The sequence below is a fragment of the Vibrio sp. 10N.239.312.C11 genome (genome assembly GCF_041466065.1).
Lineage (GTDB): Bacteria > Pseudomonadota > Gammaproteobacteria > Enterobacterales > Vibrionaceae > Vibrio > Vibrio tasmaniensis_A.
On record NZ_JBFSRZ010000078.1, the window covers coordinates 1 to 14,600 of the forward strand.

Annotated in this window: 13 protein-coding genes; 10 read left to right on the top strand and 3 right to left on the bottom strand. The window is 41.9% G+C overall.

Going from position 1 to position 14,600, the window contains the following annotated elements; genetic code table 11:
• The first annotated feature begins 352 nt into the window (after positions 1-352).
• The 7 genes from pyrD (at position 353) to rmf (ending at position 9,074) form a co-directional block, all read left to right on the top strand.
• On the top strand, positions 353-1,363 hold the full coding sequence (gene pyrD, locus AB6D07_RS21360; protein WP_009846660.1) for a quinone-dependent dihydroorotate dehydrogenase: 1,011 nt from the start codon (positions 353-355) through the stop codon (positions 1,361-1,363).
• Between the two features lie 256 nt (positions 1,364-1,619).
• A complete protein-coding gene (locus tag AB6D07_RS21365; RefSeq protein WP_017099303.1) occupies positions 1,620-2,174 on the top strand; it encodes a cell division protein ZapC in 555 nt (184 codons plus the stop codon).
• A gap of 509 nt (positions 2,175-2,683) precedes the next feature.
• On the top strand, positions 2,684-4,804 hold the full coding sequence (gene rlmKL / locus AB6D07_RS21370) for a bifunctional 23S rRNA (guanine(2069)-N(7))-methyltransferase RlmK/23S rRNA (guanine(2445)-N(2))-methyltransferase RlmL (RefSeq protein ID WP_017103925.1): 2,121 nt from the start codon (positions 2,684-2,686) through the stop codon (positions 4,802-4,804).
• A gap of 25 nt (positions 4,805-4,829) precedes the next feature.
• Positions 4,830-5,090 carry a glutaredoxin family protein gene (locus AB6D07_RS21375; RefSeq protein ID WP_012603885.1) on the top strand — a complete coding sequence of 87 codons (261 nt, stop codon included), beginning with the start codon at positions 4,830-4,832 and terminating at the stop codon, positions 5,088-5,090.
• Complete coding sequence (locus tag AB6D07_RS21380; RefSeq protein WP_009846664.1) at positions 5,068-6,984, top strand: ABC transporter ATP-binding protein; 1,917 nt, start codon at positions 5,068-5,070, stop codon at positions 6,982-6,984. The genes AB6D07_RS21375 and AB6D07_RS21380 overlap by 23 nt, the downstream gene beginning before the upstream one ends.
• 9 nt (positions 6,985-6,993) lie before the next feature.
• Positions 6,994-8,739, top strand: a complete 1,746-nt coding sequence (locus AB6D07_RS21385; protein ID WP_017103924.1) for a DUF3466 family protein — start codon at positions 6,994-6,996, stop codon at positions 8,737-8,739.
• Positions 8,740-8,900: 161 nt separating this feature from the next.
• Entirely contained in the window at positions 8,901-9,074 is a 174-nt protein-coding gene (gene rmf / locus AB6D07_RS21390) for a ribosome modulation factor (RefSeq protein ID WP_009846667.1), read from the top strand.
• Between the two features lie 368 nt (positions 9,075-9,442).
• Here rmf and fabA read toward each other — a convergent pair whose 3' ends face one another.
• Positions 9,443-9,958 carry a bifunctional 3-hydroxydecanoyl-ACP dehydratase/trans-2-decenoyl-ACP isomerase gene (fabA, locus tag AB6D07_RS21395; RefSeq protein ID WP_010440782.1) on the bottom strand — a complete coding sequence of 172 codons (516 nt, stop codon included), beginning with the start codon at positions 9,956-9,958 and terminating at the stop codon, positions 9,443-9,445.
• Positions 9,959-10,028: 70 nt separating this feature from the next.
• Positions 10,029-11,681, bottom strand: coding sequence for a Lon protease family protein (locus tag AB6D07_RS21400; protein WP_017099300.1), 1,653 nt, complete (start codon positions 11,679-11,681; stop codon positions 10,029-10,031).
• A gap of 189 nt (positions 11,682-11,870) precedes the next feature.
• Here AB6D07_RS21400 and matP point away from each other — a divergent pair, with 189 nt between their 5' ends.
• The 3 genes from matP to AB6D07_RS21415 all read left to right on the top strand — a co-directional run bounded on the left by matP (position 11,871) and on the right by AB6D07_RS21415 (position 13,074).
• Positions 11,871-12,326, top strand: a complete 456-nt coding sequence (matP, locus tag AB6D07_RS21405; protein WP_009846670.1) for a macrodomain Ter protein MatP — start codon at positions 11,871-11,873, stop codon at positions 12,324-12,326.
• 23 nt (positions 12,327-12,349) lie between these two features.
• Complete coding sequence (locus tag AB6D07_RS21410; protein ID WP_012603889.1) at positions 12,350-12,658, top strand: DUF3634 family protein; 309 nt, start codon at positions 12,350-12,352, stop codon at positions 12,656-12,658.
• A 104-nt stretch (positions 12,659-12,762) separates the two neighbouring features.
• Positions 12,763-13,074 carry a hypothetical protein gene (locus AB6D07_RS21415; RefSeq protein WP_017101103.1) on the top strand — a complete coding sequence of 104 codons (312 nt, stop codon included), beginning with the start codon at positions 12,763-12,765 and terminating at the stop codon, positions 13,072-13,074.
• 158 nt (positions 13,075-13,232) lie between these two features.
• Here AB6D07_RS21415 and AB6D07_RS21420 read toward each other — a convergent pair whose 3' ends face one another.
• The gene (locus AB6D07_RS21420) at positions 13,233-13,835 is read right to left on the bottom strand and encodes a DUF2971 domain-containing protein (RefSeq protein WP_029223106.1); all 603 of its coding nucleotides are present in this window, start codon (positions 13,833-13,835) and stop codon (positions 13,233-13,235) included.
• Positions 13,836-14,600: the final 765 nt, after the last annotated feature.

Below are 14,600 nucleotides of genomic sequence, written 5' to 3' on the forward strand. Positions count from 1 at the left end.
GGGATTATCTGCTAACTGCAAGATCGTTCAAGTCTTCTTAAACGATCGGCATTAAGGCCATAAGGTCTGCCTTTTTCGTTTCTATAAAGTGGCATCAATCGATCTGACGACTTTTGACGGACCCACATCGTGGACACCTTGTTTGTTGTTAAAAGAGTGGGTGCTGTAATATGGTAGAGACTAGAAATGAGTAAACTGACTGCAGAAACGATAACGTTTGCTTAATAAAAAACCTCATTCACTAACAAACTCGATTATCTTACCCTTACAGACAGTAATAGATTGAATAGTTGAGTAAATAAGTAAATAATATCGCCCCGTTTACACGGGGCTTTTTTCTATCGGAGGCACAATGCTCTACCGTCTAGCCAGAACTGGCTTTTTCCAACTTGATGCCGAAAAGGCACATGATCTTGCAATTCAAAATTTCAAACGCTTCACAGGCACTCCTATTGATCTTTTGTATCGCCAACAATTACCTAATCGACCTGTAGAATGCATGGGTCTTACTTTTAAAAACCCAGTTGGCCTAGCGGCTGGCCTAGATAAAAACGGCGAATGTATTGATGCATTTGGCGCAATGGGTTTTGGTTTCGTTGAAGTAGGAACGGTAACTCCTCGTCCACAAGCCGGTAATGACAAACCACGTCTGTTCCGTCTTGTTGAAGCTGAAGGTATCATCAACCGCATGGGGTTCAATAACCTAGGCGTCGACAATCTTATTGAGAACGTTAAGAAGTCGAACTACGACGGCATCTTAGGTATCAACATCGGTAAGAACAAAGACACACCAATTGAAAAGGGCGCTGAAGATTACTTGATCTGTATGGAGAAGGTATATCAATACGCTGGTTACATTGCTGTGAACATCTCTTCACCAAATACTCCAGGACTTCGTTCTCTACAATACGGCGAAGCTCTAGACGATCTATTGTCTGAACTTAAAACGAAACAATCTGAACTAGAAGAGAAGCATGGTAAATATGTTCCTCTTGCTCTTAAGATTGCTCCGGATCTAAGTGATGACGAAATTAGCCAAATTTGTGAATCATTGATCAAAAATAAGATCGATGGTGTGATCGCAACAAACACAACATTGGATCGTTCAATCGTTGAAGGCATGAAACATTGCGATGAAGCGGGTGGCCTAAGTGGACGTCCGGTTCAATCTCGCAGTACTGAAGTGGTTCGTAAACTTCACGAAGAACTTGGTGACGCATTGCCGATCATTGGAGTAGGTGGCGTTGACTCTTACGTTGCTGCAAAAGAGAAAATGATGGCAGGCGCGAAGCTTGTACAAGTTTACTCTGGTTTCATCTACAAAGGCCCAGGTCTTGTAGGCGACATCGTTAAAAATTTATAGTCCCGAAAACCAGATCTTTTATAAACCCAGAGCTTTTATAAACAGAGTTATCAAAAAGATTTGGTTATTTTAGGAAAGCTATAATTTGGCATCGTCTTACTAAAAGAGACACTGTAACTCACTGAGTTGTAGAGAGAAGCGATAAGAAAGAGGAATTCATTTCCTCTTTTTTTTTGCCTATTGCTCAGTAAAATTACTGTAATTGAAGGTAATTTTGCGTTTTACCTAATGGAATGGTTCAACAGTGTGAGACGAAATGATGCTTAAACCTAGCGATACATGGAGTTGGTATTACGATGAGCAGCAATGTTCATTAATGCTAAACCTCGGAGAGGATATGATTTTCAAAACGAATCTGGTCCGCAATAAGCTGGTGGACTGCGCGTTTAGAGATAATGAATTCACCGTTGATGACGCATCTTCATACCAAACCTTCAAAGAACAAATTTCTGGCTTAGAACTGTCTGAGCCTCGCCAAGCTGAACTCGCACTATATTGTGTGGCAGCAAAGCGCTTCCACAAGCCTGTACAGCCTAAAAGCTGGTTCTTCGATTCACAAGGCGCTGGCCACGAATCTCCTCAAGAAGGGGATATCGTACAAATGAATAACGAGCATAGCCTAGGTTACTTCATTGTATTAGAAGTGGGAGAGTGTGCGAGCCTATGTGCATTTGTCGACTTAGAAGAGTTTCTGCTCACACCTTCAAAAGGGTTAAGCTTTGGAGACTCGATTAAAGTGATGCACGATAGGATGGTAGACGCGAACTCTATTCTTCATTTTCACCATACACATATTGCAATGGTCGGTTAATTCCCCAGTTTAGTTCATCATTTCTAACACACATTGCAACGCATAAACCTATCAAACCTTCCTTAGAATCGGCTCAATAGCCGATTTTTTTGTGCCTAAAAAACCTCATCCAGATAAATACATCACCGCTTAACTATTTAATTAGTGAACTTGTGACTGTTTTTTCATCTTAATTTCTGCCTATTTTCATCGGCAGAAGTGTAAATTACCTCCCTTTATTCCCTGTTTTTGTGCTTTTGTAGCTAACTTTCAGTCTTAAATTGACTCTGGTATATACCAATTTTAAGGCGAATATAAATTCACACCGCCGCATTGGCCGATGTTTGGTCATAAATTGTGCTGATTTGATAAGTCTTATGTTCTAAGGGGATGTGGGTAAGCGATCGCTTCATGACTGTGTGTTTGCTAGCCAGTTAGTCGAAAGATTCAATGAAAAGACAAGTTTAGTGTGATGCTCTAATAACAAATTCAGGTATAATCGAGCTAATTTTTATCAATAAAAGAACACTATGAATCAATATCTAGCGGTTACCTCAAACGGCCTTGAGAATTTATTAGTTGAAGAACTAACCCAACTAGGGATTACAAATGCAAAACCTGTTCAAGCAGGTGTTAAATTCAAAGCGACCAATGAGCAAATTTATCGTTGTTGTTTATGGAGTCGTTTGGCTTCTAGATTTGTACGTGTCCTTTCTGAATTCACTTGTATGGACGACATGGATTTGTACCTATCAACCACTGCGGTTAACTGGGTAAATCAATTCCATAGCTCTAAGCGTTTTGTTGTTGACTTTAACGGTACAAACAACGAAATCCGTAATAGCCAATACGGTGCGATGAAAGTAAAAGATGCCGTTGTTGATAGCTTTGAGAAAAAGTCTTTACCTCGTCCGTCTATCAGCAAAGAAAATCCAGATATTCGTATTCACGTTCGTCTACATCGTGATAAAGCGATTCTTGGTGTTGATATGGTAGGTAGCGGTCTTCACCAACGTGGTTATCGTCCAGAATCAGGCCGCGCACCATTGCGTGAAACCCTTGCTGCAGCGATTCTTCTTCGTAGTGGCTGGGATGCGACTAAGCCTTTCCTAGACCCAATGTGTGGTTCAGGTACGTTAGTGATTGAAGCGGCAATGATGGCTGCGAACATGGCTCCAGGTGTTAAACGCCAGAAGTGGTGTTTTGAATCACTAGAAGATTTTGAACCAGAACTGTGGGCTGAAGTGAAAGCTGAAGCGAACGTTCAAGGTCGTCGTGGCGTTAAGAAAGTAGAATGTAAGTTCTATGGCTACGACAATGACGAGCGCATGATCAAAACAGCGCGTGACAATGCTCGTCGTGCTGGTGTTGAAGAGCTGATTGAATTCGAAGTAGGCGATGCTGCAAAGCTTAAGCGTCCTACAGAGTTTACTGATGGTGTGATTGTTTCAAACCCACCTTATGGTGAGCGTCTTGGCACAGAGCCGGGTTTGATTGCACTTTACACGGCATTCGGTGCACAACTTAAAGCGGAATTTGGCGGTTGTAACGCGTCTATCTTCTCTAGTTCTGACGAACTGCTTAGCTGCTTACGTATGCGTGCAGACAAACAGTTCAAATTGAACAATGGTGCGTTACCGTGTCACCAAAAGAACTACTCAATTTCAGACCGTCCGATGTCAGAGCGTCCAACGGGTGAACAAGAGCAACTTATTGCTCCAGACTTCGCAAACCGTCTTAAAAAGAACATCGGTAAAATTGGCAAGTGGGCTAAGAAAGAGCAATTAGATTGTTACCGTATCTACGATGCGGACTTACCAGAATACAATGTAGCGATTGACGTATACCCAGGTCACCTAGTGATTCAAGAATACGCAGCACCTAAAGATGTACCGGAAGAGAAAGCAAAACGTCGCTTAACCGATATCATCCGTGCTTCTATTCAAGTCACTGGCGTTGAAGCAAACAACGTGGTTCTTAAGGTTCGCCAGAAGCAGAAAGGCCGATCTCAATATCAAAAAATGGCTCAAGACTCCTCTAACCTAGAAGTGAACGAATACGGCGTTAAGCTGATTGTTAATCTTCATGACTACTTAGATACGGGCTTGTTCTTAGATCATAAGATCACTCGTCGTCGTATCGGCGAAATGGCTGCAGGTAAAGATTTCCTTAACTTATTTGCTTACACAGGCAGTGCATCTGTTCATGCTGCTGTGGGTGGCGCACGCTCTACAACAACCGTTGACATGTCTAATACCTACCTTGAGTGGGCAAAGCAGAACATGGAGCTTAATGGCCGTGTTGGTCGTCAACATCAGTTTGTTCAAGCCGACTGCTTACAGTGGTTGGTTAAAGAGCAGGGTTCTTATGACCTGATCTTCATTGATCCTCCAACGTTCTCAAACTCTAAGCGTATGGATCAATCTTTTGATGTTCAGCGTGATCACATTCAATTGATGGAAAACCTAAAGCGTCTTCTTCGTGAAGAAGGCACAATTGTGTTCTCTAACAACAAGCGTCACTTCAAAATGGATGTAGAAGGCCTAGAAGAGTTAGGTCTCAAAGCTCAGAACATCTCAGCTAAAACGCTTCCATTGGACTTCTCTCGTAACAAGCACATTCATAACTGCTGGTTGATTACACATAAGTAATTAAGAGATTGTATAAGGATATAGCGTGCTGACTCTCTACAGTACAGAAGGGTGCCATCTATGTGAGATGGCATTCAAACTCACGGAACAGTTAAACATTAGCCATCACGTCAACGTTGTCGACATTGCATTTGATGATGAGCTCTTTTCCCGTTACGGGGTCACTATTCCGGTGCTCAAATTTGAAAGCTCTGACTTTTCTCAAAGCTCAGAGCTTAACTGGCCATTTGGCTTGTTAGAACTTAATGATTGGTTAAAAAAGAATGGCATTACTTACAATTCATAACGGGCAATTAGCGTTTGGCGATCACCCGTTATTAGATCGTGCGGACTTTGCACTGCAAGAAAACGAACGTGTGTGTTTAGTAGGGCGCAATGGCGCAGGTAAGTCTACGTTGATGAAAATCCTGTCAGGGAACATCATCATGGACGACGGTAAGATGCAAATCACACAAGATGTGGTTGTATCTCGCCTTGAGCAAGATCCACCGCGTAACGAAGAAGGCACCGTTTATGATTACGTTGCTGGTGGCCTAGCGGAAATCGGCGAACAGTTGAAGATCTATCATGATCTTTTGGATCTCATTGGTACTGACCCTAGCGAAAAGAACTTAAATCGTCTTACTCGTGTGCAAGAGCAGTTGGATCATGCCAACGCATGGCGTTTCGAAGATCGCGTAAGTAACGTAATGGCGGCGCTTAAACTCACTGCTGAAACAAAACTGACGGATTTGTCTGGTGGTTGGCAACGTAAAGCGGCGCTTGCTCGTGCGCTTGTATGTGACCCAGACGTGCTTCTACTCGACGAACCGACTAACCACCTAGATGTTGCGACAATCGAATGGTTAGAAGGCTTCCTGAAAGATTTCCGTGGTTCAATCATCTTTATCTCCCATGACCGTGCTTTCATCAAATCGATGGCAACTCGCATTGTTGATCTTGATCGCGGCAAGCTGAGCTCGTTCCCTGGCGATTACGAAAACTACTTGCTAGAGAAAGAAGAAGCGTTACGTGTCGAAGAGATGCAGAACGCTGAATTCGATAAAAAGCTTGCTCAAGAAGAAGTGTGGATTCGTCAGGGCATTAAAGCTCGTCGAACGCGTAACGAAGGCCGTGTACGTGCACTTAAGAAGTTGCGTGAAGAGCGCATCAATCGTCGTGAAGTGCAGGGTAAAGCGGTTATTCAGATCGATGATGGTCAACGTTCAGGCAAGATTGTATTCGAAGCAGAGAATCTTAACTTTGGCTTTGAAGGCAAAGAGATTGTTAAAGATTTCAGCTTCAATATTATGCGTGGTGATCGTATTGCTCTGATCGGCCCTAATGGCTGTGGTAAGAGTACCGTACTTAAACTGCTTCTTGATCAGCTGAAGCCTGATTCTGGCCGTCTGCATTGTGGTACTAAACTTGAAGTGGCTTACTTCGACCAATACCGCGAAATCCTAGACCCTGAGAAGTCAGTAATTGACAATCTAGCGGATGGTAAGCAAGAAGTGACAGTAGGCGGCCGTGAGCGCCATGCACTGAGCTACCTACAAGATTTTTTGTTCTCTCCTAAACGTGCTCGCACTCCGGTGAAAGCACTGTCTGGTGGTGAGAAAAACCGTCTGTTATTAGCTCGTATTTTCCTTAAGTCGAATAACTTATTGATTCTCGATGAGCCAACCAACGATCTAGATATCGAAACTTTGGAACTTTTAGAAGATTTGCTTGCCAACTATCAGGGTACGCTTCTTTTAGTGAGCCACGATCGACAGTTTGTTGATAACACGGTTATGACAAGTTGGATTTTTGAAGGCAACGGCGTTGTTGAAGAATTTGTTGGTGGTTACCACGATGCTCAGCAACAAAGAAAGCAGGCTATAGAGTACCGACAGGTTGAAAAGCCATCAAAGCCAGAGAAAGTAGTTGAGGAAACTCCCAAAACTGCGCCAGTTAAGGCTAAAGCTAAGAAGTTATCGTATAAGCTACAACGAGAACTAGAAGCGCTACCTTTGCGTTTGGAAGAATTGGAAACTCAAATTGAAACTCTTCAGGAAGAAGTCAACGATCCTAGCTTCTTTTCAAAATCTGTAGAGCAGACACAACCAGTATTAGATAAGCTATCTGCAGCAGAGCAGGAGCTTGAAGTTGCTTTTGAGCGCTGGGAAGAGCTCGAGGCACTACAACAGGAAAGTTAAGAAGTAATCATGACTTGTAATAAATTTAAATTAACAACAGTTGCAGCCTTAGTTTTGGCTGCAACTAACGCGAATGCTGCACTGTACAAGGTAGTTGAAGTCGCGACTCCTAGCTCAATTGTCGGAGCTTCTGAAACGTTTGGTGTCGCGATTCAACCAGCGGCGGTTACCGGAACTGAAAGTTGTTTTACCACCGGTACTATTGGTGGTGTCGCTTGTGATAGCTTTAAGCTAGCAGGTGAAACACGTAATTCACTTGAAGCTATTAGTTACCGTGAAGAAGTTCCTTTTGCTATGGATGCTGTCTTCCAATATTTACAAGAGTTCGATGACTTCAAAAACTATTGTAACCGTGAACTAAGATATTCCACATGTGAAAGCTGGGCGAAAACTCGCTGGGAAGATACTTGGTTTAAGGAAAGAAACAACCTGAGTTATGTAAATGCAAAGGCATTTATAGAAGGCGGGGCAATACTCGATACTCGCAATACAGTGATCAACTCCCTTTATGTGAACGACGCATCAGAAGTTAAGCCTTTAGGTATCAAATCAGAAGGTAGCATTCGTAATAACGCAATCTTTACAACGTCACCAAATGGGCCTGCAGGATCTTCTGAGACTCGAGCATGGAAAGCCATCACAGCGAGTAATGGTACTGTTTACAATGTAGGTAGTGTTTCTACGAGTGAAACCATTACGGAGACGTCAACGCCGGATCCTGTATTTAGTTCAAAAGCTGCTATTTGGGATGGTACGAATACCAAGCAAATCGATTGGACTCGTGGTGGAACTGCTAGACAAGGCGATTACTATGCTCAAGGTAGCATGCGTTCAATTGCCGAATCGGATACTAAGTTTTATGGCGTAGGCTACAATACTGTTGATGGTAGTGGTGATCTGCAAGATATGAATGCATCTGTATTCATCAGTAAATCTCTGGACTTAGCTGACAGCGCGAATACTTGGACGACCAAATCAATTGAGGGGGCTAAGGTCAACTCTAACTCGTCTAATGATTACAAATACAGTAACTCTGTAGCGACCGATATCAACAAAAACTTGTTTGTTATTGGTAACTCTAAGCGTAATGGTCGAGTGCCTGAAAATGGTAGCGCAGGCAGCAAGATGTTTGTTGTTACTGATGCTTCAGTTGCGACTCCAACAGCGACATACCTAACGGGTGGTATCTTCTTTGCTGGTTCGAGTGGTGAAGCTAGAGCAGTTAACAACTTCAATGAAATTGTTGGTCAAGTTGACGCAGAAACAACGCGTGAAGTTGATGGAAGTGAGCGTAGACACCGCGGCTTTATTTATCCATATCAAGCAACGGGTACTGACCCATCAAGAATTGATCTGTTTCAGAACAAAGCTTGGTGGCTAGACGATCTAACTAATGATGGCAACGTTTCTGGAGAGAACAACAAGTTCCGAATCATTGATGCTTCAGGCATCAACGATGCGGGTGTTATCTCTGCAACAGCTATAAAATGTATGATCGATACAAATGGAGACGGTAGAGGTAACGATGAACGAGCCTACGATACAACGTCTCACAACTCATACTGTGCTGGTGCTGCGTCTAATGCAGTAGAAGAGGTTGTTGCGGTTAAATTGATTCCTATCGAAGGTAAAGGTAAGAGTGATATCCAAGCTCGTAGTACTGATACAGCAAAGGTCGATCGTAAAGGCGGTAGCTTAGGTTGGTTCGCTTTGACTGTACTCGGCTTATTAGGGTTCCGTAGAAAATTTAAATAATTTCATCTCTTGAGCCCGAGTTCACAATTCTGAATTCGGGCTTTTTTTCGCCTTGAGAAAAGTGAAAAACTGGTCGATTCTTAAAGTTGGAGTCACAAAAACTCCGCAAAGTTGTAATCATTGTATGTTAGTAAATAGAACACCCGTATGAGGACTGCACTATGAAGAGACAAAAGCGTGATCGACTAGAACGAGCACAATCTCAAGGCTACAAAGCTGGTATAAACGGTAGGTCACAAGAAGCTTGCCCATATAGCCAAATGGATTCTCGGTCTTATTGGTTAGGTGGTTGGCGTGACGCCAAAGGTGATAAGCAATCAGGTCTCTATAAATAGATAGGGCGGAACATATTCAAAGATCAAGGCTCCATTGTTGTACAGCAGTGGAGCCTTGTTAGTTTCTGATTGGGACGATAATACCAATCGTAGTAAATAACTTTTCACTCTAGCTTGCTAAAAAGCTCGATAACTTCGTTAGAATGTTTGATTGTAGAATAATGGCGCAGAGAGCTAAAACCTTAAGCTGATACTTATAGCGGAATACACAGTTGCTGGTGGACTAATACAGTACAGTTTCGGGATAAGAAAGTTTGTTTAATCAGTACACTATAGTGCACTATAACTAAATGTATTGGAGTGAAAATAAAGCAGCCAATGGCTGCTTTATTAAAATCTAACTGCGTTACTCTAATTAAATGATTAGGTTAGAATGCTGACGTATCTTGGAAAAGGCCAACTTTCAAATCTTTAGCAACATAAATCTCTTTGCCATCAACAAGTACGCGACCATCTGCAAGGCCCATAACTAGGCGACGGTTAACAACACGCTTCATGTGGATTTCGTAAGTCACTTTTTTCGCAGTAGGTAGGATTTGACCAGTGAATTTCACTTCGCCTACACCTAAAGCACGGCCTTTACCTTTGCCGCCAACCCAACCAAGGTAGAAGCCAACAAGTTGCCACATTGCATCAAGTCCTAGACAACCAGGCATTACTGGGTCACCAGGGAAGTGACAGTCGAAGAACCATAGGTCAGGAGTAATATCCAGTTCAGCAAGAATCAAACCTTTACCGAAATCACCTTCAGTCTCAGACATTTTAGTGATGCGATCCATCATCAACATGTTCGGTGCTGGTAGTTGAGGACCTTCAGGCCATAGTTCGCCTTGGCTTGATGCTAGAAGATCTTCGCGAGTGTAAGAATCACGTTTGTTTTGCATTATCAATTACTCCAATTTTTGATAGGTGCATATTAGTGAACAGGTGTACGCTAAACAAGTCCGATCAGTACTAGACAAACCAGTTTTTAATGCGTCCAACAATTCCAATAGGGTGCTCATGTCTTTCAAAGTTTTCAATACGTTCCGCAATTTTGCTCAGAACGCTTTCTTGTTCATCATCTCTAAATGGTTTGTTCATAATAAGAGGAATAGCTTCATCTACATTAGAGACAGACCAAATATGGAATTCTTTGTTTTTGATGCTTTCAATTAGGTCTGGCTTCAGAGCTAGATGTCGTAAGTTAGATCTTGGAAGGATCACACCTTGTTCGCCAGTTAACCCGTTGTGTTTACACACATGATAGAAGCCTTCGATTTTCTCGTTTAGCCCACCAACTGCTTGTACACGACCGAATTGGTCGACAGCACCGGTTACCGCTATTTGTTGATTGATAGGGTATTCCGACAAAGCACTTACCAAAGAGCAAAGCTCAGCAAGAGAAGCACTGTCGCCATCAACTTCGCAGTATGATTGCTCAAACACAACAGAAGCAGCATAGGGCAACGGATCTTCAAGGTTTAATGCGCTGCTTACAAATGCTTGCATGATCATCATGCCTTTGGCGTGAAGGTTACCACCGAGTTCCGCTTTGCGTTCAACGTCGGCAATATCACCATCACCAAAGTGGATAACACATGAAATTCGGGCTGGTTCGCCATACGATACAGGGTGTCCTGGTACATCGATAACCGTCAGACCATTAACTTGTCCAACTTGTTCACCCTCGGTTTCGATAATAACTTGGCCATCTCGAATATCATCAAGAGCACGTTCAGGTAAGTACGATTCGCGGTTGTATTTGTGTTGTTGTGCTTGCTGAATATGGTGACCATCAATCTCACCATGGTCGGCTTCAATCAAAGCTTCGTTCAATAACGCATTGTGCCAAATCGGGCATAACGGTATATAGCTTTGGTCTTCAGTTTCTCTCGCACCAGCAGTAAGAATGCCTGTCACCGCCTGTTGCGTGATGTTTGGCAATTCATAACGTTGTTGGAGCCATTTAAGGTAACCAAGATATTGCGTCAACGTCTCTTCTGTTAGCTTTATGTCTTGTTCAATTTCACTGAATAGGCAGAAACCAGTTTGAATATCACTGTCTAGATAATCAAGATCGCCGAGTTGAGCTCGGTCTCCAACCACAATCAACTTAATATTGTAGGTAAGCGGTAAAGATGGAGATTGGTTTAAGTGTTCTGGGTTGCTACTGATGGGCTCTACGGCCTCACCAAGAAGTGCTGACTTAAGCAGTAACCAGCTTCCCGGGTTTGCTAGAATCAAGTTGGCTGAAACAATCAGATAACCATTGTTCGCTCTAGCCAGTAAGCCAGGCTTTGTCGCAACGACTTGGCCGTCTTTTGATTGAACTTGGTCAAACAAAGAGACAGCATTTAAAGACTCAGTTTTTATTACTGGTAACGTGTGATCATCTAGAGCAGTAACTAAAGATTCAACAATCATTTGACGATAGATCGAATTGTCCGGAGCGTTGACAAGTAAAACACGCGAAAGGTTGGACAAGCGGACAAAGCGGGTTAACGCATCGTTGAATCTATGTTGAATGTCTGAAAATGGGAAAGGCGAGATGTCAGGGAATTGCTCTAATTGAGCGCTATATTCGTCGTACTGAGGCGTAACATGTCGCCAATCTACTAGAGTCATTTAAGTTTCTGATTATGATAATGAGGTAGGGAGTATATAGAAAAACCGATCTCGCTTGTAGCTCTATGTTGTAGTTACTAATCACTAAGCTAATATAAGTATGATCTTGGTCTATTCTTTCAAGACAACAATTGTTAAATAGCCTATTTTGGGTTACGCTGTCACTAGGATTAACTCTCGAGATTAGACATGAAATATCAGCAACTTGAAAACTTGGAATGTGGTTGGAAATGGAACTATCTGGTCAAAAAATGGAAAGAAGGCGAGTCGATCACCTGCCATATTGATTCAAGTGAAGCTGACGTTGCTGTACAAGCCTTATTGAAGCTTGAACACCAACCAACAGGTGTTCTTGAGTGGATATCTGACAACATGTCTCCTGAGCTCGATAACAAGCTCAAGCAAGCGATTCGAGCTAAGCGAAAGCGTCACTTTAATGCTGAACAAGTTCACACTAAGAAAAAATCAATCGACCTTGATTATCGTGTATGGGAAAAGCTATCCCAGCGTGCGAACGAGCTAGGTTGTACGCTATCAGATGCTATTGAGTATTTGGTGAGCGAAGCATCTCGTAGTGAACAGGCCAGCAAGACAGTAACCAATCTTAAAGAAGATTTAAGCAAGCTCCTTTCTGACGATAAATAATCATCAACAGTAGTGGTGACATTATGATGTATGTAATCTTAATCGGTGCAGCGTTGGTTTTTTGGTTAGTCGCGGTTGATAGGCCGGTATTGAAAATCAAATTTAACGATGGGGCGATCGAACAAGTTAAAGGTCATCTTCCACCCAGCTTTAAGCACAACCTTCAAGAGATTGGCCACAACAACACTTTTAAAGGTGAATTAAAAGTGTACGCAAAGCGTTCTGGTTATAATCTCAAGTTCACAAAGGATGTACCTAAGAACGTGCAACAACGTATTCGTAATGTATTCCCGCATAACGGCTTCAAATCTAAAGGCTCAAAGAAGGCGTAATGGTCAAGAATTACGTCTTATCTTGTCAATCTTCATACTAAGTTAGTTCTTCGCTTGCCTTAACCATCGTCATACTGTTCTCAGTTCCAATAAAGGAGAACAGTATGAGATATCTAATCCTTTTGTTGTTTTTTTCATCCCCAGTCGTATTTCCCGATGATGCATTGGTTAATCCGGTAGCCAAAAAAATCAAAGCCACGGTCATGAAAGGACTAAAAAAGAGCAATGTTGAAATCGATGGTTATTGTGACCTGATGATTGAAATGAAGCACTCCAAAGGTTACACAAAAATCAAGAGAGTGAGAACGTCCGGCGATAGTAAAGCTTGTAGACAGGCGAAACAGCACTTACCAACCAAGAAAAAGTTCAAATATAGTTTTCCAGAAAAGTACATCCGACTTCATATCACAAACTGACCATTATAATGCACTATAACTAAACAATGTTAATTTGATTGACTAAAACGTCAATGAATACGAGTGAATTACGGTGATCTGAGTTAGATGCCAGTTTGTTGCACTGTCACTTGATATAACAATATGTCTCGTAGGGCGTTCATTTTACTGATATCTATTTAACCGAAGGTGGCAAATGTACACGAATCTTGTTTAGCGACAGCGTGTTTAACTGGGATGCCGAGGTGTTGGCAAGTCATTAGTACCTTTAGTTTTCTATCGGCAGGAGCGTGTTCTGAGAGAATCACAGAGCTTATACACTCTTTATTCAGATACAGCTTGTTGCCAATAATCTCTTCATTGGGCAGTACCCAGCGATATTCTTTTTCGTAACGCCAGTTTGAATGTTTGATTCCAAGTACGCTCGCGGCTAATTTCGATGCTTTTAAGTCAACTAGCGAAGGAGAACTAAGCATGCTTGGGTTGTCAGCATACTGAACTTCAAAGCAATTGAGATCTGCCTCACCGTGATAACAGTTAAGATCATACTCAATACACATACCTTTAAAGTTATCACCATACTGAGACCAAAGTATGGGATGGTCATTCGATTGAGAGAAGCACATAACCTTGAAGTCGTTCTGAAGTTCTTTGTTGAACAGGTGATGAGATTCAAAAGGGTTATTAAAGGTCTTAGCGGAATCAAACCACAACGAACACTCGGATATCGATTGTATGTTTCTATCGTGAAGAGATCTGAACTTATAAAGTTTAGGCAACATATCAAACACCTGGTTTACAACATTGTCTGATGTTAACACTATAATTCATAATGTAAGCGTGAATGCATAGTGTTTGCTTGCTTAGTCACCAAGTTTAATCATATAACTGATTGATAGATCAAAATTTAAACACGAAATAGCAGCCTGTTTGAGTGATATATCTTGTGCTAGAGCATTAGGTAAGCGCAGTGTTAGTTAGCCTGATTGAAAATAAGGTACAACGTAACTTTTATTTTGACTAAATTCAGCATCGAGTGTTCGTAAGGAGAATTTAGTAAAGGGAGTTTTCTAGATCACGAATACGGTGTTATGGGGTTTAGTTCATTCAATTGGTTTGGAGTGTAAAAAGTGAAATCAGATAGCTCCTTATCACTTGATAACTTAGATAAGTATCAATCGATTAAGCTTTCAAAGGGTTCTAAACTAATTACACATGAACATCGGTAGTGTCTTTCTAAGAGATTAATGCCAGAGGGACTGGCCTTCAAAGTGTGAAGGGTCATGAGGTAATTTACGTAAAGTGATTTCATCTTTTAAATATAACTTGGCGAAATTCTTGCGTTTAGTTCCTGTTGCGGGTAGTTCTCCCAACACGTTTACAATCCTACTAACTTCTTGTGAATCAAAACTATAGCCTTGTTCAAGAAGCACTTCTAATACAGGGTAGAGCTTTTTATATACTCGACTTGCATCCGCTTTTGAATCTAAACGGGCTTTGTTGCGTAATTAAATTTAAAGATAGAACAACCCCGTTTCGCGTATTTC

What these genes read in the sequence shown, in the direction of transcription:
- pyrD (WP_009846660.1), top strand. Translation starts at nt 353, where the DNA reads ATGCTCTACCGTCTAGCCAGAACTGGCTTTTTCCAACTTGATGCCGAA.
- AB6D07_RS21365 (WP_017099303.1), top strand. Translation starts at nt 1,620, where the DNA reads ATGATGCTTAAACCTAGCGATACATGGAGTTGGTATTACGATGAGCAG.
- rlmKL (WP_017103925.1), top strand. Translation starts at nt 2,684, where the DNA reads ATGAATCAATATCTAGCGGTTACCTCAAACGGCCTTGAGAATTTATTA.
- AB6D07_RS21380 (WP_009846664.1), top strand. Translation starts at nt 5,068, where the DNA reads ATGGCATTACTTACAATTCATAACGGGCAATTAGCGTTTGGCGATCAC.
- AB6D07_RS21385 (WP_017103924.1), top strand. Translation starts at nt 6,994, where the DNA reads ATGACTTGTAATAAATTTAAATTAACAACAGTTGCAGCCTTAGTTTTG.
- rmf (WP_009846667.1), top strand. Translation starts at nt 8,901, where the DNA reads ATGAAGAGACAAAAGCGTGATCGACTAGAACGAGCACAATCTCAAGGC.
- fabA (WP_010440782.1), bottom strand. Translation starts at nt 9,958, where the DNA reads ATGCAAAACAAACGTGATTCTTACACTCGCGAAGATCTTCTAGCATCA.
- AB6D07_RS21400 (WP_017099300.1), bottom strand. Translation starts at nt 11,681, where the DNA reads ATGACTCTAGTAGATTGGCGACATGTTACGCCTCAGTACGACGAATAT.
- matP (WP_009846670.1), top strand. Translation starts at nt 11,871, where the DNA reads ATGAAATATCAGCAACTTGAAAACTTGGAATGTGGTTGGAAATGGAAC.
- AB6D07_RS21410 (WP_012603889.1), top strand. Translation starts at nt 12,350, where the DNA reads ATGATGTATGTAATCTTAATCGGTGCAGCGTTGGTTTTTTGGTTAGTC.
- AB6D07_RS21415 (WP_017101103.1), top strand. Translation starts at nt 12,763, where the DNA reads ATGAGATATCTAATCCTTTTGTTGTTTTTTTCATCCCCAGTCGTATTT.
- AB6D07_RS21420 (WP_029223106.1), bottom strand. Translation starts at nt 13,835, where the DNA reads ATGTTGCCTAAACTTTATAAGTTCAGATCTCTTCACGATAGAAACATA.